The organism is Pseudomonas sp. Q2-TVG4-2 (genome assembly GCF_013620795.1).
Taxonomy (GTDB): domain Bacteria; phylum Pseudomonadota; class Gammaproteobacteria; order Pseudomonadales; family Pseudomonadaceae; genus Stutzerimonas.
The window spans coordinates 315,401-340,109 of record NZ_LGLW01000006.1 but is presented as its reverse complement, the minus strand read 5'-3'; the positions used below and the strand labels follow the sequence as shown (position 1 = coordinate 340,109).

General features: G+C 61.5%; 16 protein-coding genes. 4 read left to right on the top strand and 12 right to left on the bottom strand.

Annotation, left to right across the window (positions count from 1 at the left end):
- Window positions 1-71: 71 nt before the first annotated feature.
- Both ilvE and glnE read right to left on the bottom strand, forming a co-directional pair.
- Window positions 72-995 carry a branched-chain-amino-acid transaminase gene (gene ilvE / locus H3028_RS14860; RefSeq protein ID WP_181297923.1) on the bottom strand — a complete coding sequence of 308 codons (924 nt, stop codon included), beginning with the start codon at window positions 993-995 and terminating at the stop codon, window positions 72-74.
- A gap of 45 nt (window positions 996-1,040) precedes the next feature.
- Complete coding sequence (glnE, locus tag H3028_RS14855; RefSeq protein WP_181297921.1) at window positions 1,041-3,986, bottom strand: bifunctional [glutamate--ammonia ligase]-adenylyl-L-tyrosine phosphorylase/[glutamate--ammonia-ligase] adenylyltransferase; 2,946 nt, start codon at window positions 3,984-3,986, stop codon at window positions 1,041-1,043.
- Between the two features lie 277 nt (window positions 3,987-4,263).
- On the opposite strand from glnE, the gene aceE reads away from it, so the two are divergent.
- Both aceE and aceF read left to right on the top strand, forming a co-directional pair.
- Window positions 4,264-6,909: a pyruvate dehydrogenase (acetyl-transferring), homodimeric type gene (aceE, locus tag H3028_RS14850; RefSeq protein WP_181297920.1), complete on the top strand. Its 2,646-nt coding sequence runs from the start codon at window positions 4,264-4,266 to the stop codon at window positions 6,907-6,909.
- A 27-nt stretch (window positions 6,910-6,936) separates the two neighbouring features.
- On the top strand, window positions 6,937-8,940 hold the full coding sequence (gene aceF / locus H3028_RS14845) for a dihydrolipoyllysine-residue acetyltransferase (protein WP_181297918.1): 2,004 nt from the start codon (window positions 6,937-6,939) through the stop codon (window positions 8,938-8,940).
- 79 nt (window positions 8,941-9,019) lie between these two features.
- Here the strand turns inward: aceF and H3028_RS14840 are convergent, their stop codons facing one another.
- Entirely contained in the window at window positions 9,020-9,547 is a 528-nt protein-coding gene (locus tag H3028_RS14840; RefSeq protein ID WP_181297916.1) for a hypothetical protein, read from the bottom strand.
- Window positions 9,548-9,656: 109 nt separating this feature from the next.
- On the opposite strand from H3028_RS14840, the gene H3028_RS14835 reads away from it, so the two are divergent.
- On the top strand, window positions 9,657-12,329 hold the full coding sequence (locus tag H3028_RS14835) for a bifunctional diguanylate cyclase/phosphodiesterase (protein WP_181297914.1): 2,673 nt from the start codon (window positions 9,657-9,659) through the stop codon (window positions 12,327-12,329).
- Window positions 12,330-12,429: 100 nt separating this feature from the next.
- Window positions 12,430-13,077 (top strand): peptide-methionine (S)-S-oxide reductase MsrA, encoded by a 648-nt coding sequence (gene msrA, locus H3028_RS14830; RefSeq protein WP_181297912.1) that lies wholly within the window; start codon window positions 12,430-12,432, stop codon window positions 13,075-13,077.
- Between the two features lie 404 nt (window positions 13,078-13,481).
- Here the strand turns inward: msrA and H3028_RS14825 are convergent, their stop codons facing one another.
- From H3028_RS14825 to bioF, 9 genes are all read right to left on the bottom strand, one after another.
- Complete coding sequence (locus H3028_RS14825) at window positions 13,482-15,260, bottom strand: acyl-CoA dehydrogenase C-terminal domain-containing protein (RefSeq protein ID WP_181297910.1); 1,779 nt, start codon at window positions 15,258-15,260, stop codon at window positions 13,482-13,484.
- Between the two features lie 219 nt (window positions 15,261-15,479).
- Window positions 15,480-17,273, bottom strand: a complete 1,794-nt coding sequence (locus H3028_RS14820) for an acyl-CoA dehydrogenase C-terminal domain-containing protein (protein ID WP_181297908.1) — start codon at window positions 17,271-17,273, stop codon at window positions 15,480-15,482.
- 109 nt (window positions 17,274-17,382) lie between these two features.
- Window positions 17,383-18,681 carry a GGDEF domain-containing protein gene (locus H3028_RS14815; RefSeq protein WP_181297906.1) on the bottom strand — a complete coding sequence of 433 codons (1,299 nt, stop codon included), beginning with the start codon at window positions 18,679-18,681 and terminating at the stop codon, window positions 17,383-17,385.
- Window positions 18,682-18,828: 147 nt separating this feature from the next.
- Window positions 18,829-20,649 (bottom strand): phenylacyl-CoA dehydrogenase, encoded by a 1,821-nt coding sequence (locus H3028_RS14810; protein ID WP_181297904.1) that lies wholly within the window; start codon window positions 20,647-20,649, stop codon window positions 18,829-18,831.
- Between the two features lie 236 nt (window positions 20,650-20,885).
- The gene (locus H3028_RS14805; protein WP_181297902.1) at window positions 20,886-21,143 is read right to left on the bottom strand and encodes a hypothetical protein; all 258 of its coding nucleotides are present in this window, start codon (window positions 21,141-21,143) and stop codon (window positions 20,886-20,888) included.
- Between the two features lie 90 nt (window positions 21,144-21,233).
- Window positions 21,234-21,920 (bottom strand): dethiobiotin synthase, encoded by a 687-nt coding sequence (gene bioD, locus H3028_RS14800; RefSeq protein WP_181297901.1) that lies wholly within the window; start codon window positions 21,918-21,920, stop codon window positions 21,234-21,236.
- A complete protein-coding gene (gene bioC, locus H3028_RS14795) occupies window positions 21,920-22,723 on the bottom strand; it encodes a malonyl-ACP O-methyltransferase BioC (protein WP_181297899.1) in 804 nt (267 codons plus the stop codon). The genes bioD and bioC overlap by 1 nt, the downstream gene beginning before the upstream one ends.
- A gap of 14 nt (window positions 22,724-22,737) precedes the next feature.
- Window positions 22,738-23,460 carry an alpha/beta fold hydrolase gene (locus H3028_RS14790; RefSeq protein WP_181297897.1) on the bottom strand — a complete coding sequence of 241 codons (723 nt, stop codon included), beginning with the start codon at window positions 23,458-23,460 and terminating at the stop codon, window positions 22,738-22,740.
- On the bottom strand, window positions 23,453-24,634 hold the full coding sequence (gene bioF / locus H3028_RS14785) for an 8-amino-7-oxononanoate synthase (RefSeq protein WP_181297895.1): 1,182 nt from the start codon (window positions 24,632-24,634) through the stop codon (window positions 23,453-23,455). The genes H3028_RS14790 and bioF overlap by 8 nt, the downstream gene beginning before the upstream one ends.
- Window positions 24,635-24,709: the final 75 nt, after the last annotated feature.

Genomic DNA, 24,709 nt, shown 5'->3' with positions numbered 1-24,709 from the left:
GTTCGAAGCCTGAAGCTGGAAGCGGGCACTGGAAGGTTCGGTCTTCCAGCTTCTGGCTTCCAGCCAGTGACTTATTTGACCAGCGTCCGCCATTCGGCATGGCCTTCGGTCTTGCCGGACACCAGATCGAAATAGGCCTTCTGGATGCGCTCGGTGACCGGACCGCGGCGACCGATGCCGATGTTGCGCCCATCGACTTCACGAATCGGGGTGACTTCCGCGGCGGTGCCGGTGAAGAAGGCTTCGTCGGCGATATAGACCTCGTCGCGGGTGATGCGCTTCTCGACCACCTTGATACCCAGCTCGTCGGCCAGGGTCAGTACGGTGCTGCGGGTGATACCGTTGAGGCAGGCGGTGACTTCCGGGGTGTAGATCACGCCGTCCTTGATGATGAAGATATTTTCGCCCGAGCCCTCGGCCACGTAGCCTTCCGGATCCAGCATCAATGCCTCGTCGGCGCCGCCGGAAATGGCTTCCTGCAGGGCCAGCATGGAATTGATGTAGGCGCCGTTGGATTTGGCGCGGGTCATGCTGATGTTGACGTGGTGACGGGTAAAGGAGCTGGTACGCACCTTGATGCCCAGCTCCAGCGCTTCATCACCCATGTAGGCGCCCCAGTGCCAGGCGGCGACGATGACATGTACCTTCAAGCCGCTGGCACGCAGGCCCATGCCTTCGGATCCGTAGAAGACCATCGGGCGGATGTAGGCGCTTTCCAGGTTGTTTTCGCGCACGGCGGCACGAGTCGCCTCGTTGATTTCTTCCTTCGAGTACGGCATCTGCATGTTCATGATATGCGCCGAGTCGAACAGACGATCGGTATGCGCCTGCAGGCGGAAGATCGCCGTACCAGCCGGTGTGTTATATGCGCGCACACCTTCGAAAACGCCCATGCCGTAATGCAGGGTGTGGGTCAGCACATGGGTGGTCGCGTCGCGCCACTGTACCAACTCACCGTCATACCAGATCACGCCATCACGATCGGCCATCGACATTGTTGCCACCTCGGAATTCGATAAAAGCTCTGTTTGCAGACGAGATCAGCTGAGCCCCAGCTCACGCCAGATTCGCATCACCGCGCGACGCTCGTCATGAAATTGATCCCCACTCACCACGCCGGGCAGTTTTTGCAGTGATTGCCGGTGAGCAACAGCACGGTATGCCTTGTAGGCATCCTGCAGCAGCCGAACCTCTTCGCCGGTCATCAACCCGGCCTGCTCCAACCCATCGAGAATGCGGATGTTATCGGTATAGCGCAGCAGTTGCGGATGCTGGTGCGACCACGCCAAAGCCGCGTATTGCACCATAAATTCGATATCCACGATACCACCGGCATCCTGCTTGAGATTGAACTCGCCTTCCGCCTCGAATGCCTTGTCAGCGAGGCCCGCCTGCGTTGTGCGGGTGCCAAGGTTGTCGCGCATCTTCGCACGCATCTCGGTGACCTCTCGTCGCAGCTGCTCGAGATCGCGCGGACGCCCCAGCACAACGGCCCGCACCTTCTCGAAATCCGCCGACAGCTGCGGGCAGCCCACCAGCACACGTGCGCGCACCAACGCCTGGTGTTCCCAGGTCCAGGCCTCCTGGCTCTGGTAGCGATCGAAGGCACTCAGCGAACTGACCAACAGCCCGGACGCTCCGGAGGGGCGCAGTCGCATGTCGACTTCGTAAAGTTGGCCGGAGGTGGTCTGGGTGGTTAGCAAGTGAATGATGCGCTGCCCCAAGCGAGTGAAGAACTGCGCGCCATCGATGGGCTTGACTCCGTCGGTCTCGGCATTGGCATCGCCGTCGTGGATGAATACCAGATCCAGATCGGAGCCGTGACCGAGCTCGATACCTCCGACTTTGCCATAGCCGACGATGATGAACGCCGGATCACAAAGCGCTCCGCCAACGCGCTGCGGCTGGCCATGACGAGCGACGGTGTGCCGCCAGGCCAGCGCCAGCACTTGTTCGAGGATCGCTTCGGCAAGCCAGGTGAGGTAATCGCTGACCTTCATCAGCGGCAAGGTCCCGGCAATTTCCGAAGCCGCCACGCGCAGCCGGTGCGCCAGCTTGAAATGCCGCAGCGCCTCCATCTGCTGTTCGAGATCGTCTTCGGGAATCCGCGCTAGGCGTTCACGTAATTCGGCCGCGAGCTCCGGCGCCTGAGGCGGGCTGAATAGCCGCCCAGCGTTGAGCAGCTCATCGAGCAACAGCGGGAAGCGTGCGATCTGTTCGGCAATCCAGGGGCTGCCTGCGCAAAGCTCCAGCAATCGCTGCAGCGCACCGGGGTTTTCCGTCAGCAGGACCAGATAGGCCGAACGCCGCGCCACTGCTTCAATCAGCGGCAGGACCCGCTCCAACACCAGATCGGGATCATCCTGTTCGACTGCCTGGGCCAGCAAACGAGGAATGAAGGCGTCTAGCCGCTCCCGCCCGAGGCGCTGCATGGTTCGCACCTGGTTCCCGCTACGCAGCGCGGCGAGGCGCTGACAGGCGGCCGAACCGTCACGGAACCCCGCATCGCTCAGCTGGCGGCAGGCGAACTCCTCGTCCCAGTCCTGCTCCCACAAGGGCAGCCACTCACCTCCGACCAACGCCTCGCCTTCGGTATATTCATCTTCGTCGGGATCGGCGATTACCTGGCGAAAATGCCAGTCGATCCGCCCACGCCAATACAACAGGCGCTCATGGAACACCTCCCAGCTGTCGAACCCGAGCATGAAGGCGACACGATCGCAATCGATCTGGCTATCCGGCAGCATCTGTGTCTGGCGGTCATCGATGGCCTGTAACGCATGCTCGGTGTAGCGCAGGAACTCATAGCCCTCGCGCAGCTCCTCGACGGCAGCCGGCGGCAGATAGCCCTGCCCGGCCAGCGTTGCCAGCACCTTTAACAGGGGCCGCTGCTGCAAACTCAGATCGCGCCCACCGTGGATTAACTGGAAGGCTTGGGCGATGAATTCCACTTCACGGATGCCCCCGGCGCCCAGCTTGATGTTGGCCGCCATACCCTTGCGTCGCACTTCCTGCTGGATCAGCTGCTTCATGGTGCGCAGCGCATCGATGGCCGAGAAGTCGAGGTAGCGCCGATAAACGAATGGCCGCAGCATATCCAGTAGCTCCTTGCCAGCCGTCTGGTCGCCAGCCACCACACGCGCCTTGATCATCGCGTAGCGCTCCCAGTCGCGCCCCTGATCCTGGTAATACTGCTCGAGCGCGTTGAAGCTCAACACCAGCGAGCCGGACGACCCATAGGGCCGCAAGCGCATGTCCACACGAAATACGAAACCGTCGACGGTCGGCGCATCGAGCGCCTTGATTAGCCGCTGGCCGAGGCGAACGAAGAATTCCTGATTATCCAGCGAACGCTTCGCCCCGACGGTCTCGCCGCCCTCGGGGTAGCCGAAGATCAGATCGATATCCGAAGACAAATTGAGTTCGCGCGCGCCCAGCTTGCCCATGCCGAGAACCACCATCTGCTGCGCCTTACCAGTGCGCCGGCCGGTCGGGACGCCGAACTGATCGCAGTGCCGCGAGTACAGCCACTGATACGCCAGGTCGATACAGGCATCCGCCAGATCGGACAGATCGCCGCAGGTTTCGGCAAGGTCCGCCTGGCGGGCCAGGTCTCGCCAGATGATCCGCACTTGCTGGCGGTTGCGGAAACGCCTTAGCAGGCTCGCCAGATTGTCCTCGTCTGTACAATCGGCGAGCACGTCGGCAAGCGCCGCACGCATTTCTCCAGCCTTCAACGAGCGCTCCAGCAGCCCCGACTCGGCCAGATGCAGCAGCATTTCCGGATCTCGGCTAACCTGTTCGGTGACGAAGTCGCTGGCCGCACAGACTCGGCCGAATGCGTCGCGGCGGGCAGCAGGCCATGTATCAAAGCGTCTGAGCGCCTGCTCCGACGAGTCGCGCAACGAACGCAGGAACGACTCCTCGGCACGGTTGACCAATGGCAGTAGCGATGTCGGCAATGCAACCCGTGATGGCAAACTCATAGAAAGTTCCTTAACGCCTTAGCCGGCAGCAGGACAGCGGAAGCGCCGGGCTAGAGCCGTTAGCGCGCGGGTTAGCCAGCCAGATAGAACCACCGATATTGTAGTTTTACTACGAAAGTATGTCAGAGGGGGCTGAATTGGCCGCTGTTTTGTAGTAAAACTACAGAGCCCGGCTCTACCCCCGGCCCAACATCCAAGAACATATACGCCCCGGCCCACAAAGCCGGCCGCGAAGCAGGCAACCGATTCTGGAAGCCTTTCCGCCCTGGAGCAAGCCATGCAAGATCTCGATCCCGTCGAAACCCAGGAATGGCTGGACGCCCTCGAGTCAGTACTCGACCGCGAAGGCGAAGACCGCGCCCACTATCTGATGACCCGGATGGGGGAACTGGCCACCCGTAGCGGCACGCCACTGCCTTACGGCATCACCACGCCGTACCGCAACACCATCCCCGTTACCCGTGAAGCCAAGATGCCCGGCGACCTGTTCATGGAGCGACGCATTCGCTCCCTGGTCCGCTGGAACGCGCTCGCGATGGTAATGCGCGCGAACATGAAGGACCCGGACCTGGGTGGGCACATTTCCACCTTCGCTTCCAGCGCGACGCTCTACGACATCGGTTTCAACTACTTCTTCCAGGCACCTACCGAGGAGCATGGCGGCGACCTGATCTACTATCAGGGCCACGCCTCGCCGGGGATTTACTCGCGCGCCTTCCTCGAAGGCCGACTGACCGAAGACCAGATGCTCAACTTCCGCCAGGAAGTCGATGGCAAGGGCCTGTCGAGCTATCCGCACCCGCATCTGATGCCGGACTTCTGGCAGTTCCCGACCGTTTCCATGGGTCTGGGCCCGATCACCGCGATTTACCAGGCGCGCTTCATGAAGTACCTGGAGAACCGCGGCTTCATCCCGAAGGGTAAGCAGCGCGTCTGGTGCTTCATCGGCGACGGCGAGTGCGACGAGCCGGAAACCCTCGGCGCGATCTCCCTGGCCGGCCGTGAGAATCTCGACAACCTGGTGTTCGTCATCAACTGCAATTTGCAGCGTCTCGACGGCCCGGTTCGCGGCAACAGCAAGATCATCCAGGAGCTGGAAGGCGTGTTCAAAGGCGCCAACTGGAACGTCAACAAGGTCATCTGGGGCCGCATGTGGGATCCGCTGTTCGCAGTCGACGAAGACGGTCGCATGCAGCGCCGCATGGACGAGGCGATCGACGGCGAATACCAGAACTACAAGGCCAAAGACGGCGCCTACGTGCGCAAACACTTCTTCGGTGCTGACCCTGAGCTGCTCAAGCGCGTCGAGAAACTGTCCGACGAGGAAGTCTGGAAGCTCAACCGTGGCGGCCACGATCCGTACAAGGTCTATGCGGCCTACCACCAGGCCGTCAACCACAAGGGCCAGCCGACCGTCATTCTGGCCAAGACCATCAAGGGCTATGGCACTGGTGCTGGCGAGGCGAAGAACATCGCCCACAACACCAAGAAAGTCGATATCGACAGCCTGAAGAAATTCCGCGACCGCTTCGACATTCCAGTCAACGACTCCCAACTCGAAGAGCTGCCGTTCTATCGTCCGGCCGAAGACAGCGCGGAGATGAAGTACCTGCGCAAGTGCCGTGAAAAGCTCGGCGGTCATCTGCCGCAGCGCCGGCCGAAGAGCTTCAGCATCCCGACGCCGCCGCTGGAAACACTCAAAGCAGTCCTCGACGGTTCCGGCGATCGCGAGATCTCCACCACCATGGCGTTCGGCCGCATCCTGTCTCAGCTGGTCAAGGACAAGGATCTGGGCAAGCGCATCGTGCCGATCCTCGCCGACGAAGCACGCACCTTCGGCATGGAAGGTATGTTCCGCCAGCTCGGTATCTACTCCCCGGTGGGGCAGCTGTACGAGCCGGTCGACCGCGATCAGGTGATGTACTACCGCGAAGAAAAGGACGGCCAGATCCTGCAGGAAGGTCTCAACGAGGCCGGCGCCTTCTCCTCGTTCATCGCGGCGGGCACCGCCTACAGCAACTACAACCAGCCAATGCTGCCGGTCTACATCTTCTACTCGATGTTCGGCTTCCAGCGTATCGGCGATCTGGCCTGGGCGGCCGGTGATGCGCAGACTCGCGGCTTCCTGTTGGGCGGTACCGCCGGGCGCACCACGCTGAACGGTGAAGGCCTGCAGCACGAGGACGGTCACAGCCACATCCTCGCCAGCACCATCCCCAACTGCCGCAGCTATGACCCCACCTACGGCTACGAGCTGGCAGTGATCATGCATCACGGCATGCACGAGATGATGGAGCAGCAGAAAAGCGTCTACTACTACATCACCGTGATGAACGAAAACTACCAGCAGCCGGCCATGCCGCAGGGCGTCGAAGACGGCATCCTCAAGGGCATGTACCTGCTCGAGGAAGCCAAAGGCGACTTCAAGCACCGCGTACAGCTGCTGGGCTCCGGCACCATCCTGCGTGAAGTGCGCGCCGCGGTGGATATCCTTGCCAAGATGGGCGTGGGTGCCGACGTCTGGAGCGTTACCAGCTTCAACGAACTGCGTCGCGATGGCTTGGCAGTCGATCACTGGAACCGCTTGCACCCCACCGAAGAGCGGCGCAAGAGCTATGTCGAGCAGTGTCTGGAAGGTCGCGACGGCCCGGTCATCGCCTCCACCGACTATATGAAGCTGTTCGCCGACCAAATCCGTCAGTGGGTGCCGTCCCGCGAGTATCAGGTGCTGGGCACCGACGGCTTCGGTCGTAGCGACTCGCGCGCCAAGTTGCGCGACTTCTTCGAAGTCGACCGTCGCTGGGTCACCGTCGCCACACTGCAGGCACTCGCCGATCGCGGCGCCATCGAACGCAAGGTCGTGGCCGATGCCATTACCGAGCTCGGTATCGACCCCGAGAAGCGCAATCCGCTGGATTGCTGATGCTGCGTGCGCACAGGAGAACCTATTGTGAGTGAAACCATACGCGTACCCGACATCGGCAGCGGTGAGGGTGAAGTAATCGAATTGTTCGTCAAGGTCGGCGACCGTATCGAAGCCGACCAGAGCATTCTGACGCTTGAGTCCGACAAGGCCAGCATGGAAATTCCAGCGCCCAAGGCGGGCGTGGTGAAAAGCCTGAAGGTCAAGCTGGGCGATCGTTTGAAAGAAGGCGATGAGCTGCTCGAGCTGGAAAGCGAGGAAGGCCAGGAAGAGGCACCGGCACAAGCCGCTGCCGAGCCAGCGGGCGCTGCTACCGGCGGCCCCGCAGACGAAGCCGAAGCGTCCACGCCGCCCGGCGATGATGATCCTTCAGCCTCGGCCGAGGAAGGCGAATCGCAGGAGATCAAGGTGCCGGATATCGGCTCCTCCGGCAAAGCCAGCGTGCTCGAAATCTCGGTCACGCCCGGCGATACCATTGCTGCCGAGCAGCCGCTGATCACGCTCGAGTCCGACAAGGCCAGCATGGAGATTCCCTCTCCTGCAGCGGGCGTGGTCGAAAGCATTTCGGTCAAGGTAGGCGACGAAGTCGGCACCGGCGATCTGATCCTGGTCCTCAAGGGTGCAGCGCCAAGCAAGCCGGCAGCGAGCAAGGCCCCGGCAAACCAGGCAGCGAGCGAGCCCAAGGAACAACTGAGCGAGCCAGCGGCGGAAGAGCCCGCCGAAGCCGCAGGCGATTCCGTGGAAGAGGTTCGTATCCCGGACATCGGCTCCAGCGGCAGCGCGAATGTCATCGAAGTGATGGTCAAGGCCGGTGACAGCGTCGAGGCGGACCAATCGCTGATCACGCTGGAATCGGACAAGGCCAGCATGGAAATTCCGGCTCCCAAGGCCGGTATCGTGGAGTCCCTGTCGATCAAGGTCGGCGATGAAGCCAAGACCGGCGATCTGATCCTGACCCTCAAGGTCAAAGGCGCCGCGCCGGCGAAAAAGCCCGTTGCCAAGCCAGAGGAAGCCGCTCCGCAGCAGCAGGCAGCCGCTCCGAACAAACAAGGCGTACCGGAAGCCAAGGCTGCCGCGACTCCAGCCCCGGCGGTCAGCGGTCCAAGCAAGGCCGGCACTAAGGTACATGCCGGCCCTGCGGTACGCATGACCGCGCGCGAGTTTGGTGTCGAACTGGCCGACGTCCAGGGGACTGGCCCGAAGGGGCGGATTCTCAAGGAAGACGTCCAGGCCTACGTCAAGACCATGATGGGCAAGGCCAAGCAGGCACCGACCGAAGGCGCTGCGGGTGGCGCGGGCATCCCGCCGATCCCGACCGTGGATTTCAGCCGCTTCGGTGAAATCGAAGAAGTGCCCATGACCCGCCTGATGCAGGTCGGCGCCGCCAACCTGCATCGCAGCTGGCTCAACGTACCGCACGTGACGCAGTTCGAGTCGGCCGACATCACCGAGCTGGAGGCTTTCCGCGTCTCGCAAAAGGCGATAGCGGAAAAAGCTGGCGTCAAGCTGACCGTGCTGCCACTGCTGCTCAAGTCCTGTGCACACCTGCTCAAGGAGCTGCCGGAATTCAACAGCTCGCTCGCACCGAGCGGCAAGGCGGTGATTCGCAAGAAGTATGTGCACATTGGTTTTGCGGTGGACACGCCGGACGGTCTCATGGTCCCGGTGATTCGCAACGTCGATCAGAAGAGCCTGCTGCAGCTGGCAGGGGAAGCGGCGGAGCTAGCCGAAAAGGCGCGCACCAAGAAGCTTTCCCCGGATGCCATGCAGGGCGCCTGCTTCACCATCTCCAGCCTCGGTCATATTGGCGGCACCGGCTTCACGCCGATCGTCAATGCACCGGAGGTGGCGATCCTCGGCGTATCCAAGGCAGCCATGCAGCCGGTATGGGACGGCAAGGCCTTCCAGCCGCGACTGATGCTGCCGTTGTCATTGTCCTATGACCACCGCGTCATCAACGGCGCCGCGGCCGCGCGCTTCACCAAGCGCCTGTCCGAGTTGCTGGCGGATATCCGCACGATGCTGCTGTGATTCATTGAGCGATACAAAAAACCCGCCTTCCGGCGGGTTTTTTTTGAGATGCGAGCCCCGGCATCAGGCGCGGCTCGTCTCAGCCTTTCTGCAGATTACGAAACAGGAACGACAAGGCCTTCGCCAGCGCTTCGGCGCCTTCGGGGTCACGCAGAATAGTCAGCCAGGGATCACCTCCCGCCGGGCTGGCAAAAACGCAAACGATGCCCTGCGGCGGGCATTGATATTGCAAGTAGGGATCCATGCCGAATACCGAAAGGCTGCGGTTGCGCACGGCGATGTTGCCGGTGGCATCGCGTCGCTCTTCACGGATCCGCAACTCCCCTGGCGCGCCCACGCTCAGACGATAACTCAGGTCCTGCGGATTGGCCTGACCGACCTGATAAGCAGCCTTCAGCGCGTGGGTTTCCAGCAAGGCGTTGCTATGGGAAAGCAGGGCCTTTTGTTCATCCGAGGTGAGGTAGAGCGCCTTCAACCCGGCCAGGTAACTGGCTGATTCGGCTGAATCCAGAGTGTTCGATTCAACCGCCTGCAGCGGTAAGCTGGAGCCTAGAAAAAACGAGATCAGAAGTAACTTCGAAAGCCGGCTTGTCAGTCCCTGTCGCATGATGCACCCTTGCCGTATCTAATATTATTTAGCCATCGCTTCGCCACTAAAACGCCGTAAGCTCGGCTAGCGAAGCGGCTCCCGCAGCATACTGGAAGCAAACCGCTCGATGAAAATACATACCGATGCCGCCAGCCGTCTGGCGACCGAGGTTGTGACGCAGTTGCCAGTGCCTTCCAGGCTCGGGATGCTGCGCTTCGAGCGTCTGAACGAATCCAGCTGGGCATTGCTTTACCTGGACCCCGCTTGCGAACGCCACCTCGGCCAACCGGCTCACGAGCTGTGCTCGCTGATCGATTCGCCATATGCCAGCCTGATGGAGCCTGCGGTACGCCTGCAGACGCACGACATCGTTCAGGAACAACTGGCCATCCGGGGCCACTACTCGATCCGTTACTCCCTGCATTCGACCAACGGCGTGCTGGATCTGCTGGAGATCGGCGAGCTTTGCCAACAGTATGGTCGAGAATTGCTCCGGGGCTACCTGATCATCGAGCCGCATTCAGGATCAGCGCCGCAACAGCAGTTACCGGGCTCGGTGCCAGCGCTGTCGGCAGATTTCTATCAGCAAACGACCGATGTGCATCTCGAACATCTGATTCGATCACGCACACAGCAGAGTCTGATCGTACGTCTGGCCCGGCATCGCTACAGCTCCGCTAACCCTCAGCTTGAGGCCGCGCAGCTGATCACCCAGGCCGCGAGCGAAGCCTATGGCATTTCGCGAGCCGCCATCTGGCACCTAAACGGCAATCAACTCGAGGCCGTTGCTGCTTATCGAGGCGACAAGGACGGCCATGAATACCCGTCAGCACTGGACATATCTGCCTGCCCCCGCTACATGGAATCGCTGCACAGCGGCCGAGCCATCGATGTGTCCAACATTCAACGGGACCCTCGCACCCAAGAACTGACCGACCGCTTGTTCAAGATGCCGAAAACCATATCCACTCTGGATGCAACCATCCGGGTCGGCGGTGAGGTTATCGGCGTGCTCTGCCTGGAGCATTCAGGTAGCACGCGCGTCTGGCATGCAGACGAGGTGGCCTTCGCCGGGGAGTTGGCAGATCAGTACGCACAGGTGCTGGCCAACCAGCAACGGCTCAGCGCCACACATACCCTGCATCTGTTCCAGCGGGCGGTGGAGCAGAGCGCAAGCGCCTTCCTCCTCGTCGACAAAGACGGCGTTGTCGATTACGTCAACCCAAGCTTTACGGCCATCACTCAGTACTCTGCCGATGAAGTCCGTGGACGTCGCCTCACCGAGCTGACCACGCTGAACAGCCTCAGCCAGCTGCTTTTCGACTCCTCGTCCAGCCTGGCCGAGAACAACAGCTGGCAGGGCGAGTTCCGAAGCCGACGCAAGGATCTCGAACCATACTGGGGCCAGCTGTCGATCTCCAAGGTTTACGGCGAGAGCGGCGAGCTGACGCACTACATCGGTATCTATGAGGACATCACTCAGAGCAAGTTAGCGCAGCAGCGCATCGAGCGCCTGGCCTATACCGACAACCTGACCAGCCTCGGCAATCGCCCGTTCTTCATCCGCAGCATCGAGGAGCGCTTCGCCAACAACCAGGCGCCGCACCTGTGCCTGCTGCTGGTCGACATCGATAACTTCAAGCGCATCAATGACAGTCTCGGCCACCAGACTGGCGACAAGCTGCTCGCCAGTCTCGCGCGACGTCTGCGTAACAGCCTGAAGCGGGACACCGTACTGGCGCGCTTCGCCAGCAACGAGTTCGCCCTTCTGCTCGACGACATGGGTTTGGAAGAAGGCCAGCACTTGGCGAATCAGGTGCTACGCATCCTGGACAAGCCCTTGTTCGTCGACAAACAGCTGATCAATGTCAGCGGCTCCCTGGGCCTGGCCTGTGCCCCCCTGCATGGCCGCGACCCGGAGACGCTGATGAAACACGCCGGGCAGGCGCTGCACAAAGCCAAGGCCAACGGCAAGAATCAGGTTCAGGTGTTCACCGAAGCCCTACACGCCGAAGCCAACTACAAGCTATTCGTTGAGAACAACCTGCGTCGCGCACTGGTGCAGAACGAGCTTGAGGTGTTTTACCAGCCCAAGCTTTGTCTGCGTACCGGCCGCCTGCAGGGCCTGGAAGCCTTGCTGCGCTGGAATCATCCGGAAAAAGGCATGATTCAGCCAGACCAGTTCATCAGCGTCGCCGAAGAAACCGGGCTGATCATCCCTATTGGCAGATTGGTGGCTCGCGAAGCGTGCCGGATGGGGTTACAACTCGCTTCGCTGGGTATCGGTGCACCGCAGATCGCAATCAATCTGTCGCCAAAACAGTTTTCCGATCCCAATCTTGTCGGCTCGATCGCCGCCATTCTTTCCGAAGAACGGCTACCGCCTGGCTGTCTGGAGCTGGAGCTGACTGAAGGCCTGCTGCTCGACGCCACCGAGGAGACCCGCCAACAGCTGATCGGCTTAAAGGCGCTGGGTGTGACATTGGCGATGGATGACTTCGGTACCGGCTATTCCTCGCTGAGCTACTTGAAGAAATTCCCGATCGATGTAATCAAGATCGACCGAAGCTTCATCAAGGACATCCCGGGCAACCAGGACGATATCGAGATCACTTCGGCCGTGATCGCCATGGCTCGCAATCTCAACCTCAAGGTGGTTGCCGAAGGCATCGAGACCACCGAACAGCTGGCCTTTCTACGCCACCAACGCTGCGATATTGGCCAAGGCTACCTGTTCGATAAGCCGATCCCCGGCCGAGAGCTGATCAACTCGCTCCGCCGCTACAGGAATTGGCTCTGACCTTTCGTCAGCACATCATCCGTGTAAAGCGCTTTGGTTTTAGTCGCTTGGTAGCCTAGGCTTCCAGCAGCCCATACGACCATCAGGCACGAGGACCATCATGACCCTGCGCTCGCAAATTCTCGTTCACAAACAGGCGCTCCCAGATGCGGGACAAGCCCTGCCTGGACGCGCCACCGCGGTTCCCGTGCCCGCTGCTCATTTCGTCAACGGCAACCCGCTGCAGCCCCCCTTCCCGGCTCACCTGCAACAAGCTGTATTTGCCATGGGCTGTTTCTGGGGGGCTGAGCGACGGTTCTGGGAGCAACCCGGCGTCTGGACCACTGCCGTGGGTTATGCCGGTGGTCACACGCCGAACCCCACCTACGAGGAGGTTTGTTCCGGCCTCACCGGACATACCGAAGCCGTGTTGGTGGTGTTCGATCCGCAGCAAATCGCTTACCACGAATTGCTCAGTCTGTTCTGGGAGGCACACAACCCGACCCAGGGCATGCGCCAGGGCAACGACATCGGCACCCAGTATCGCTCGGCGATCTACTGCTTCGATACCGCCCAACTTAAGGCGGCACGCCTCAGCGAAGAAAGTTTCCAGACGGAACTGAACCGGCACGGGCTAGGTAGCATCACCACCGAAATTGCCGAAGCCCCACCGTTCTATTACGCCGAGGCCTACCATCAGCAGTATCTGGCGAAGAATCCAGGTGGTTATTGTGGGCTCGGCGGCACTGGCGTGTGCATGCCAGCCTGAGGCTGGCCCGAGCATTAATGCCTAGGCGCGAGGCATGCCGATGCGAATGCACGGCGGCCGGTTTTCGACTTGCAAAAAGAAAACCCCGCCGAAGCGGGGCCTTTGCAGACTGAATCCTGACATCCATGACTTGCGCCTTCCTGGCGTCGTTCCGCTACGCTTCCGTGTTTTTCGATGCGCTTCCCTACGCGGCGTCCATAAGGCAAAAGACTACCGCCCGGTCGGATAAACCTGTAGTAGCAATTTGCACCACGGTTTGTAGGCTTTTGCTTACAAGCAACCCATCCATGGGTTAAGCGTGTAAGCCATCGGCTACAAACGGTGCAGATCTATGACTGGAGTAGTGGCGCGTTGTTCCCCATCATGGCGCATTAATTTCATTATGCCTTTACGGATTAAGCTGTTCAGAATTGAGCGGCATCCAAGAGGTACAAGGAATTACTGCCGGCGCGGACCGATGCGCTCAGCGAATGAATACGCGGCAGCAGCCGTGCAAAGTAGAACCGCGCCGTGCCGAGCTTGCTCAGGTAGAAGTCCTCCTCACTTTCCTTGCCGATCGCAGCACCCGCCATCCGCGCCCACATATAGGCGTAAGCGGTGTAACCGAACACGTGGAGATACTCCACCGAGGCCGCACCAATCTCATTAGGGTTGTTCTTCGCACTATCGAGGACGAAGGCAGTGAGCGCGTCCAGGTTCTCCAGCGCGGCCTGGAGCGGCGTGACGAACTCCCCGAGCTCCGGGCCGGCTGCGGCGCAGTAGCGCCGAATTTCATCAGCGAACGCCTGGTAAAGCTCACCGCCGCTGCCCACCACCTTGCGACCAAGAAGATCCAGCGCCTGGATACCGTTGGTGCCCTCGTAGATCTGAGTGATGCGGCAGTCACGCACCAGCTGCTCTTGCCCCCACTCGCGAATGAAGCCGTGGCCGCCGAAGACCTGCTGGCCATGCAACGTGGTCTCCAGTCCCATATCGGTGAGGAAGGCCTTGGCTACCGGCGTCAGCAGCGCTACCTGCGCTTCGGCGCGCTGGCGGGCGCCGGCGTCATCGCTGAACTTGACGATGTCCAGCTGCAGGGCGACGTAGCTGGAGAAAGCGCGACCGCCCTCGTTCAACGCCTTCATGGTCAGCAACATCCGACGAACATCGGGATGCACGATGATCGGGTCGGCAGCTTTGTCCTGTGATACCGGACCGGTCGGGGCGCGACTCTGGATACGCTCACGCGCGTATTCGATGGCGCTCTGGTAGGAGCGCTCACCCGTCGACAACCCCTGAATGCCGACACCCAGGCGTTCGTAATTCATCATGGTGAACATCGCGGCCAGGCCCTTGTTCGGCTCGCCGACCATCCAGCCGGTGGCGCCGTCGAAGTTCATCACGCAAGTGGCTGAAGCCTGGATGCCCATCTTGTGCTCGATCGAGCCGCAGCTCACGCTGTTGCGCTCACCGAGGCTTCCGTCTTCGTTGACCATGACCTTGGGCACCAGAAACAGCGAAATGCCGCGCGAGCCGGCCGGTGCATCGGGCAGCTTGGCCAGTACCAGATGGATAATGTTTTCGGTGAGATCGTGCTCGCCACCTGTAATGAAGATCTTGGTACCGCTGACCTTGTAGGTGCCATTGGCCTGGGGCTCAGCCTTGGTGCGGATAATGCCCAGATCGGTGCCGGCATGGGGCTCGGTCAGGCACATCGAGCCGGACCAGATACCGGCATACATGTTCGGCAGATACTTCTGTTTCAGCTCCTCGCTGGCGTGGGCGTAGATGGACAGGCAGGCGCCAGAGGTAAGCATCGGATAGAGGCCGAACGCCAGGCTGGCGGAATTCATCATTTCCTCGACCTGCGCCGAGATCGCCTTGGGCATGCCCATGCCGCCGTAGGCCGGATCGCCGCCGACGCCAACCCAACCGCCTTCGGCATAGAGGCGATAGGCCTCGGGATAGCCGGCCGGCGTGCTGACCGCGCCATCGACCCAGCGACAACCTTCCTCGTCACCGCTGCGGTTAAGCGGCGCGATGGAGTTCGCGGTGATCTTGCCCGCTTCCTCAAGGATGGCCTCAGCGGTCTCGGCATCCACAACGTCGGCCAGCGCTGGCAACGTCTGCCAGAGCTTCGAGGCTTCGAAGACTTCGTTCAGGACGAATCGCATATCGCGCAACGGCGCTTTGTAGTCAGCCATAGGAAAGGACCTCGCAGAAACGTATCGCCTGGCCGGTTGGCCGCAGCAGTTTCGCGAGTCTAACTGAAGACTAATCGGCGCCCGAAGCGTCTTAAAATGACCAAATGGTTCTCATCTCGACAAAATAGTCATGCCTGACAGCACGCAGGTGACTGGCAAGAGCCGGCATCGAATCGATAAAAAGGCCCGCACATGGCGGGCTCGGTTCTGACGGATGACTTAGAAAGCGAATTGATCTGCCGCCAACTTCATCAGGCTTGCGCTACCGGCTTCAATGGCGCTCTTGTGCCCCGCCGTACGTGGCAGCAACCGTGCAAAGTAGAACTCGGCAGTGGTTACCTTCGATTGATAAAAGGCCGCATCGCCTTTCGCAGCATCCAGTTTGCCCTGCGCCACCACGGCCATGCGCAGCCAGAGGTAGCCGAGAATTAGATAGCCGCAGTACATCAGGTAATCAACCGATGCCGCGCCGACCTCGTCCGGGTTCTTCATCGCCGCCATGCCGAGCCGCTGGGTGATCTCGCTTAGATCACGGTTGATGCCAGCCAATTGCCCTACGTGGCCCTGCAATTGAGGATGTTGCGCGTTGGCTTCGCAGAACTTGTGCACCAGTTTGGTAAAGCCGAGCATCAGCTTGCCCTGGCTGCCCAGGACCTTGCGCCCAAGCAGATCGAGCGCCTGAATCCCATTGGTGCCTTCGTAGATCGGCGCGATACGGCAGTCACGTACCAGTTGTTCCATGCCCCATTCGCGGATATAGCCATGGCCGCCGAACACCTGCATGCCTAGGTTGGTGACCTCGAGCCCCGTGTCGGTCATGAAGGCCTTGCAGATGGGCGTGAGGAACGCGAGCAGCGCTTCGGCTTCCTGGCGCTTGGCTTCGTCCGGGCTGTGGGTCTGATCGAGCAGTTGCGCGGTGAAGTAGGCCAGTGCGCGGTTGCCTTCGTTGAACGCCTTCATCGTCAGCAGCATGCGGCGCACGTCCGGGTGCACGATGATCGGATCGGCGGGCTTGTCAGGAAATTTCGCACCCGTTAACGAACGCATCTGCAAACGGTCGTTGGCATATTGGATTGCGCCCTGAAAACTCGCCTCGCCATTGCACAACCCCTGCATGCCCGTACCGAGACGTGCGTGATTCATCATGGTGAACATGCAGTTCAGGCCCTTGTTCGGCTCGCCGACGAGAAAGCCGGTAGCACCGTCGAAGTTGAGCACACAGGTGGCCGAGGCCTTGATTCCCATCTTGTGTTCGATGGAGCCACAAACGACGCCATTACGCTCGCCCGCTTCGCCCGCAGCGTTGGGCATGAACTTCGGTACGATAAACAGGGAGATGCCCTTGGTGCCAGCGGGCGCATCGGGCAGCTTGGCCAGCACCAGATGCACAATGTTCTCGCTCATGTCGTGCTCGCCAGCGGAGATGAAAATCTTGGTTCCGCTGATCGTATAGCTGCCATCGGCCTGCGGCACGGCGCGGGTCTTGATGATGCCCAGGTCCGTTCCGCAGTGCGGCTCGGTCAGGCACATGGTTCCAGTCCAGCGACCTTCGGTCATGCGCGTCAGATAGGCCTGCTTCTGTTGTTCAGTACCGTGGGCACCGATCGCCGCCATCGCGCCGTGGGTCAGCCCTGGATACATGCCAAAGGATGTATTGGCCGAACCGACCATTTCCCCGATGACCAGTCCCAGGGAATGCGGCAGGCCCTGGCCGCCGTAGGCCGGGTCCGAGGCCAGGCCCATCCAGCCGCCTTCGGCGTACTGAGCGAAAGCTTCCTTGAACCCCTTGGGTGTGGTCACCGCGCCGTTTTCAAAATGACAGCCCTCCTCGTCGCCACTGCGATTCAGCGGCGCGAGGACCTGTTCACAGAACTTGGCGCCCTCCTCGAGGATGGCACTGACCATGTCCGGCGTGGCGTCGTCAGCACCGTTAGCGGCGTAACTGCCGTGAAAATCGAACACTTCATCGATCAGAAAGCGCATGTCGCGCAAGGGGGCCTTGTAAGCGGGCATAGGGTTCTCCAGTAAACGGCGCGGTGCATTGTTATCGCAGGCACGCTACTGGTAGATCGGACTCTTCAACAATCACATTGCGGGCAATGAATGCGCCGTCATAACTGGATCAGGCGCTGGTCGTCTGCTTTTCTGCGCGCACGGCACCTCGACGGTTGTCGCCATGCGCTCGGACGCAGTTACGGCCCGCCCCCTTGGCGCTGTAAAGCGCCTGATCCGCGGTCTTGATGACCTCTTCCGGTGTGCGCTGCGTCGCCAGCCGCTCGGCAGCACCGATACTGATGGTCACCGATACTGTGCCAGCGGCACCGGCACCGCGATGCTGCCGACCCTGTTCGGCAATTTTTGGCCGACTGGTTTTGTCGCGCAGCTGCAGGGGATAGCTTTCAATCGCCCCCCGGACCGCCTCCAGGTACGGCAGGCAGTGCTGCAGATCGCGTCCAGGGAAAACCAGCGCGAACTCTTCACCGCCGTAACGGTAGGCACGCCCACCGCCACCAATCTTGCGCAACCGGCTCGCCACCAGCCGCAGCACCTGGTCGCCGACGTCGTGACCGTAAGTGTCGTTGAACGCCTTGAAGCGATCCACGTCGGCCATGGCAATGACGTAATGCCGACCCAGCCGCTGCAAGCGCTCGTTGAGTGCTCGGCGTCCAGGAAGACCCGTCAGCTCATCACGGAAGGCCATTTGGTAGGCCTCCTGCGCAATCGACACCACCAGGGCCAGCATCATCACGCTGCTCAACACATTGAGCGCACCCGGACGGCTAAACACTTGCGGCAGCATCAGCAACAGGCCGGCCAGGACCACCAGCTTCGCGGCGTGTACCGGTCGCGGACGCCGCAGGTACTGGATGAACAGCCCCAGCAGCGCAACCACAAACACCGGATAGGCCAGCTGGATCAGCGGCAGCCAGTCCGCCTGCAGGAACGGCCAGCGGATCTCTGCCAGCCAGTCGAGCGTCGCCTCGGGGAACCGCCGCGCCAGGGCGAAGGCTGGCACCGCGACCGCAAACAACACCGCCAGACGCGCCAGCCCGTCCTGCAGCAAGTGCGTACGCTCGTGCCACAGCGCATACAGCCCGTACAGCGCTGGCAACAGCAGGCAGCAGAGATGAAAGGTCAGCGCTGCCTCAGGCAACAGCGTGCCGGTGAGACGGTAATGATCGACCTGGGTATCAAGCAAGAAATAGCTCAGGTAGGTCACCGCCAGCAGGCAGGCCTCGCGAATCCGCGCGTAGGCGATGCAGAACGCCCCGCCGACTAGCAGCAGAACAGTCGGCAGTACATTGAAAAGTGAGGTGAAGAACTCGTTGAGACTCGGCTGTCGGGCGGCCGCCAGTCCACCGAGCAACAATGCCAACGGCGTATAGAAATGGCTGAACAAGCGTGCGCTCAGACGAGACACGGCGGCTCCGGCGTAGACGCGAGGAAGCAGGCATTGTGCCAGCAGTCGGTAAGCCAATCACCAAATATGGGGATGCAGAGGTCAGCGCGCTTTTTCGAAACCAAAAAAACCGCTGCCGAGGCAGCGGTTTCTTTGTCACGAAGGGCCTTAGTACGCCAGCTCGAAATGGGCTTCGTCCATATCCATCAAGTTGTCGGCGCCCGACAGCATGGCTTCGACGTGGGTGCGGGTACGCGGCAGGATGCGCTGGAAGTAGAAGCGCGCAGTCTGCACCTTGGCGGTGTAGAAACCGTCGGTGTCTTCGCCCGCCGCGATCTTCTCAGACGCCAGACGCGCCATGTCGGCCCAGAAGTAGGCCAGGCAGGCATAACCGCAGTACATCAGGTAATCCACCGAAGCGGCACCAACTTCTTCGCGGTTCTTCATCGCGGCCATGCCAACCTTCATGGTCAGATCGCCCCACTCCTTGTTCAGCTTGGCCAGCGGCTCGACGAACTGCTTGACCCCCTCGTTGCCTTCGTTGGCCTGGCAGAACTTGTGTACCACCTTGGTGAAGCCTTTCAGTGCTTCGCCCTGGGTCATCAGGACCTTGCGGCCCAGCAGATCGAGCGCCTGGATACCGGTGGTCCCTTCGTACAGGCAGGAGATGCGGCTGTCACGAACGTTCTGCTCCATGCCCCACTCGGCGATGAAACCGTGGCCACCATAGATCTGCACGCCGTGGTTGGCGGATTCGAAACCGACTTCGGTCATGAACGCCTTGGCGATGGGTGTCAGGAAAGCCAACATCGCATCGGCGGCCTTGCGCTGCTCCTCGTCCTGACTGCGCTGGGTGATGTCGACCTGCTTGGCGGCGAAGTAGAGCATCGCCCGGTTGCCTTCGGCGAAGGCTTTCATGGTCAACAGCATGCGGCGTACGTCTGGGTGCACGATGATCGGATCAGCAGCTTTTTCCGGCGCCTTCGGGCCAGTCAGCGAACGCATCTGCAGACGTTCACGCGCATACTTGATGCCGCCTTGGAACCCGATCTCAGCGTGAGCCAGGCCCTGCAGAGCGGTACCCAGACGCGCGGTGTTCATGAAGGTGAACATGCAGTTCAGACCCTTGTTCGGCGGACCGATCAGGAAACCGGTGGCACCGTCGAAGTTCATTACGCAGGTGGCGTTGCCGTGGATGCCCATCTTGTGCTCGAGCGAGCCACACGACACACCGTTGCGCTCACCCACACCGCCTTCGGCGTTCGGCAGGCCTTCTTTTGGTAGAAACTTGGGCACGATGAACAGGGAAATGCCCTTGGTGCCTTGCGGTGCGTCAGGAAGGCGAGCCAGCACGATATGGACGATGTTTTCGGCCATGTCGTGTTCGCCCGCAGAAATGAAGATCTTGGTGCCCGACACCTTATAGCTGCCGTCGGCCTGAGGTTCGGCCTTGGTGCGCAGCATGCCCAGATCGGTACCGCAATGCGGTTCGGTCAGACACATGGTGCCGGTCCACTCGCCGGACACCAGTTTGGTCAGGTAGGTCTGCTGCTGCTCAGGGGTGCCGTGCTCGTGCAGCGTATTCATCGCACCGTGGGACAGACCCGGGTACATGCCCCACGACCAGTTCGCCTCCCCGACCATCTCGCTGATGGCCATGCCCAGCGACTCGGGCAGCCCTTGTCCGCCGTGCTCAGCGTCATGGGCCAGGCTCGGCCAGCCGCCTTCGACGAACTGCTGGTAAGCCTCCTTGAAGCCAGTCGGTGTTTTCACACCGGACTCGCTCCAGGTACAGCCTTCGATGTCACCCACGCGATTCAGCGGAGCGATGACCTGCTCACAGAACTTGGCGCCTTCATCGAGGATGGCGTTGACCATGTCCGGTGTGGCGTCTTCACAACCCGGAAGGCTTTGATAATGCGCTTCGTAGCCGAGCAGTTCGTCACGTACGAAGCGGATATCGCGCAAGGGGGCCTTGTAATCAGGCATAGCGTAAACCTCAGCGGTGGGTTCTTTGGCTCAGTTGACCGGCTTGCCCGGCCAGACTTGGATTGGATTGTGACCGCCAGGCAGCAGCACGGCAGGTCAAACAGGCGTTTGAAACATACGTTTAGGCCTGCGCGATGTCAAGCAGGGACCCAGGCACCGTTGGTCGGTGCCGCATCGAGACAAGACAGGAGAGGGATACCACCAGAAAGGAATGCCGGTCGTGCGACCGGTGGGAGTCAGGCTTTGGTGTTGATCAGGGTTCCGAGTACTTCGTCAGCGCTTTGCAGCAGCCGCACGCCAGCTTTCGCAGTGTGCTCCCCGACTTTCATCTGGATCAGCTGCTCGGTCAGCTCGACCGTATCGGCAACCGCCTGTGAATTCTCTGCGACCGGCAGAGCGCCGGTGGCGATTGCAGCGCCGGCGTCATCGACGCGCTGCTGCCCAGCCTGGTAGGCGCCCAGTCCGGCAGAGAGGAGGCTGTTGTTGATTTGCATGCTGCAATCCTCGCGCAATCAGTTAGCCATCATTGAAGCAGAGCCGGAATGTTCTCGCCAATGACGTATCGCTATAACGGATAAGCACGCTTAGCGGGCCGGAATGAGCGGCTCGATATCCAGATAGGCTGCCACGTCCGATGGACCAGCCGGCGGGAGGTGCGGCACTCGTCCGAGACAGGGGGCTGATAGTCGCTGGGCCAGCGTGGCGAGGTTTTCCTCCAGCCGCGACGTCGAGGGATCGATGATATTAGCGACCCAACCCGCCAGTCGCAGCCCGTCGCGTTCGATGGCTTCAGCACTGAGCAGCGCATGGTTGATACAGCCGAGGCGAACCCCGACCACTAGGATCACCGGGAGCCCGAGCTGCACGGCCAGATCGGACAGCGTTTCGTCACCCGCCAATGGCACGCGCCAGCCACCTGCACCCTCGACCAGCGAGAAATCGGCCTGCAGCGCCAGCATCTGCCGGACCGGAGCAATCAATTGCGCAACGCTTAGATCGACACTCGCCTCTCGCGCCGCCAGATGCGGCGCAATGGCCGGTTCGAAGGCGAATGGATTGACCGCCTCATAGTGCATCGGCAGGGTGCACTCGCCGAGTAATGCCAGCGCATCGCTATTGCGCAGCCCCTCGGCCGTCCTCTCGCAGCCCGACGCCACCGGTTTCGCCGCCGCCGTACTGTGCCCCAACAGTCGAGCGGCATGCAGCAGCCCGACGGCAATGGTGGTCTTGCCGACTTCGGTGTCGGTTCCGGTCACGAAAAACGCAGCCATCACTGCTCCTTGCGCATTACGCCGTAAATGACCTGATAGGTGGCCGGCAACCCGGCGGGGGTTCGGAACTGTTCGTAGGCATCGATCAACGCTCGGATTCGCGCGCGCCCGGTGAGACCGCCGGGACGGCCCGGATTAAGGTTATGCGCGCCAAGCGCCTTGAGTTCCGTGGTCAGCTGGCGCAGCTCGGCGAAATACAGCACCTGCGGCTGTACATCGAGGCTGACGACATTCAGGCCACTGGTGGCGCAGAGCTGCCGATACGCCTCGTGGCTACGGAAGCGATTGACGTGGGCGAAGCCATCCACCGCTTGCCAGCTGTCGCGCAGCTCCTGCAGGGTTCCGCTGCATAAGCTGCTGAAAGTCAGGACCCCGCCCGGGCGCAACACCCGGCTCGCCTCGCTCAGCACCGCGGTAAAATCATCGCACCATTGCAGCGCCAGACTGGAGAAGATCAGCTCGACCGATGCGTCGCGCAGCGGTAGACACTCGGCGTCGCCTGCGACGAACGCGCCGGCGCCACCTTGCGGTCGCGCGTGACGCAGCATGCCTTCGGCGATATCCATTGCCATGCCATCAGCGGCGGGAAAACGGCTCGCCAGCGCCCGGGAGAAATAACCGGTGCCACAGCCCAGATCGAGCCAGCGCGCGGGGCTCAGATCGCTGGGCAAACGATCGGCAAGTGCATTGCCGACAGCCCGCTGCAGTTCGGCCACGGCATCGTAGCTGGCGGCAGCGCGGGAAAACGATGCGGCAACCTGGCGCTTGTCGGGCAAGCCGGAACTGGCAGTTGATGCGCTCATCGCAGCCGATCTGTTCATGCCGCAGCACCCTTGATAAACGCCACCATCGCCGCGGCAACTTCATCTGGGCGCTCCAGCGGAAGCGCATGACTGGCGCCCGGTATCAGCCTAGTGACAATCCCGGGCATCCATCGTCGCAGGGCATCACAGGCCGCCGCCGGCACCAGCGCATCGTTAGCCGCGAACAGATGCAGTTGAGGGCCGAAATAGCCATGCAGCGCGCCGCGCCCGTCCAGTTCTGCCAGCAGCTGCAGACCGGCATCCAGCACTGGCGCTGGCAGCTGGGATTGACTGACTTGCAGCTGTCGCGCCAGCGTTCGTGGGTCGTAACCACCACGACCGCACAGCGAGCGGAAGCGCTTGAGCGTTTCCTCAGGATCGAGGCGGAACGCCTCATGGAAGGCATCGAAGATGTCCGGCGCCATGGCTTCCGGCCACTGCGGCCGGGCACGGAAACAGGGGTTGCTGGCGATGGTGATCAGGCCGCGACAGGTGTCGACGCGGCGCGCGGCCAGTTGCGAGGCGAGCATACCGCCCAGCGACCATCCGGCCAGCCAGCTGCCATGCGGCAGACGCTGGTCCAACTCATCGAGCCAGGCCTCTTTCGCGACCAGTTCCGGCAAAGGCTCGATAACCACCTCCAGATCTGGCGCCAAATCGGCCAATGCGTCGTATAAAGGTTGCAAGGCCGCCGGGCCGAACGCCCATCCGGGCAGCAATATCAGCTGATCACGCATCGGTTTCTGGCTCCTCGACCAATCGATTCCAGCTTTCGGCCAGGATATCCAGCAGTTGTTCAACCTGCGCCTCGCTGTGGGACGCACTGAATGTCACCCGCAGCCGCGCACTGCCGGCCGGCACAGTTGGCGGACGAATGGCGCCGACCAGGACGCCGCGTCGGCGAAGGGCCGCCGAGAGCTTCAAGGCGCGCTCACTGCTACCGACCAGAATCGGCTGGATCGGCGTCGGGCTGTCCATCAGGCTCAGTCCGATGTCGGCTGCGCCTTGACGGAAGCGTGCAATCAGTCGATTCAGATGATCGCGGCGCCAACCTTCGCTACGCAGCAGTTCGAGGCTTTTCAGCGTCGCGCAGGCGACCGCTGGCGGCTGGCTGGTGGTGTATATGTAAGGGCGGGCGAACTGAATGAGCGTCTCGATCAGCTCTTCGCTGCCGGCGATGAATGCGCCAGCGGTACCGAAGGCCTTGCCCAGCGTGCCGACCAGCACCGGCACGTCATCGATGCCGAGGCCGAAATGCTCGACGATGCCGCCGCCGGTTTGGCCCAGCGGGCCGAAGCCATGGGCATCATCAACCATCACCCAGGCGTCTCGGGCTTTCGCGGTGGCGCAGAGGGCTGGCAGATCGGCCAGATCACCATCCATGCTGAACACGCCGTCGGTCACCACCAGGGTATTGCCCGTTGCTTTATCCAGACGCTTGGCCAGGCTGTGCGCATCGTTGTGCAGGTACCGCGAGAAACGCGCGCCACTGAGCAAACCGGCGTCCAACAACGAGGCGTGGTTGATGCGATCTTCGAGCACCGTATCGCCCTGCCCCACCAGTGCGGTGACCGCCGCGAGATTGGCCATGTAGCCAGTGGAAAACAGCAGCGCCCGTGGACGTCCGGTGAATTCGGCCAAGGCCTCCTCGAGCTGGTGATGCGGCGTGCTGTGCCCCATCACCAGATGGGAAGCGCCACCGCCGACACCCCAACGTTCGGCCCCCTGCTGCAGCGCACGGATCACCTCGGGATGGCTGGCAAGACCGAGGTAGTCGTTGGAGCAGAACGCCAGCAGCGACTCACCGTCGACCACGACCTCCGGTTGCTGCGGCGTTTCCAGCAAAGGACGTTGACGATAAAGGTGCGCGGCGCGGCGCGCAGCGAGACGGGAAGCGAGATCGAAAGGCATGGCGGACGGACTTGTTGTAGGAGCCAGCTTGCTGGCGAACCTGTAGCAGCGGCATTGCTTCGCGAGCCGGGATCA

Bases quoted from the DNA above. Each gene is read 5' to 3' on its own strand.
- bioC (WP_181297899.1), bottom strand. From the start codon at position 22,723: ATGAGCGCATCAACTGCCAGTTCCGGCTTGCCCGACAAGCGCCAGGTT.
- glnE (WP_181297921.1), bottom strand. From the start codon at position 3,986: ATGAGTTTGCCATCACGGGTTGCATTGCCGACATCGCTACTGCCATTG.
- H3028_RS14820 (WP_181297908.1), bottom strand. From the start codon at position 17,273: ATGCCCGCTTACAAGGCCCCCTTGCGCGACATGCGCTTTCTGATCGAT.
- H3028_RS14790 (WP_181297897.1), bottom strand. From the start codon at position 23,460: ATGCGTGATCAGCTGATATTGCTGCCCGGATGGGCGTTCGGCCCGGCG.
- ilvE (WP_181297923.1), bottom strand. From the start codon at position 995: ATGTCGATGGCCGATCGTGATGGCGTGATCTGGTATGACGGTGAGTTG.
- H3028_RS14810 (WP_181297904.1), bottom strand. From the start codon at position 20,649: ATGCCTGATTACAAGGCCCCCTTGCGCGATATCCGCTTCGTACGTGAC.
- bioD (WP_181297901.1), bottom strand. From the start codon at position 21,920: ATGGCTGCGTTTTTCGTGACCGGAACCGACACCGAAGTCGGCAAGACC.
- H3028_RS14835 (WP_181297914.1), top strand. From the start codon at position 9,657: ATGAAAATACATACCGATGCCGCCAGCCGTCTGGCGACCGAGGTTGTG.
- msrA (WP_181297912.1), top strand. From the start codon at position 12,430: ATGACCCTGCGCTCGCAAATTCTCGTTCACAAACAGGCGCTCCCAGAT.
- bioF (WP_181297895.1), bottom strand. From the start codon at position 24,634: ATGCCTTTCGATCTCGCTTCCCGTCTCGCTGCGCGCCGCGCCGCGCAC.
- aceE (WP_181297920.1), top strand. From the start codon at position 4,264: ATGCAAGATCTCGATCCCGTCGAAACCCAGGAATGGCTGGACGCCCTC.
- H3028_RS14825 (WP_181297910.1), bottom strand. From the start codon at position 15,260: ATGGCTGACTACAAAGCGCCGTTGCGCGATATGCGATTCGTCCTGAAC.
- H3028_RS14840 (WP_181297916.1), bottom strand. From the start codon at position 9,547: ATGCGACAGGGACTGACAAGCCGGCTTTCGAAGTTACTTCTGATCTCG.
- H3028_RS14805 (WP_181297902.1), bottom strand. From the start codon at position 21,143: ATGCAAATCAACAACAGCCTCCTCTCTGCCGGACTGGGCGCCTACCAG.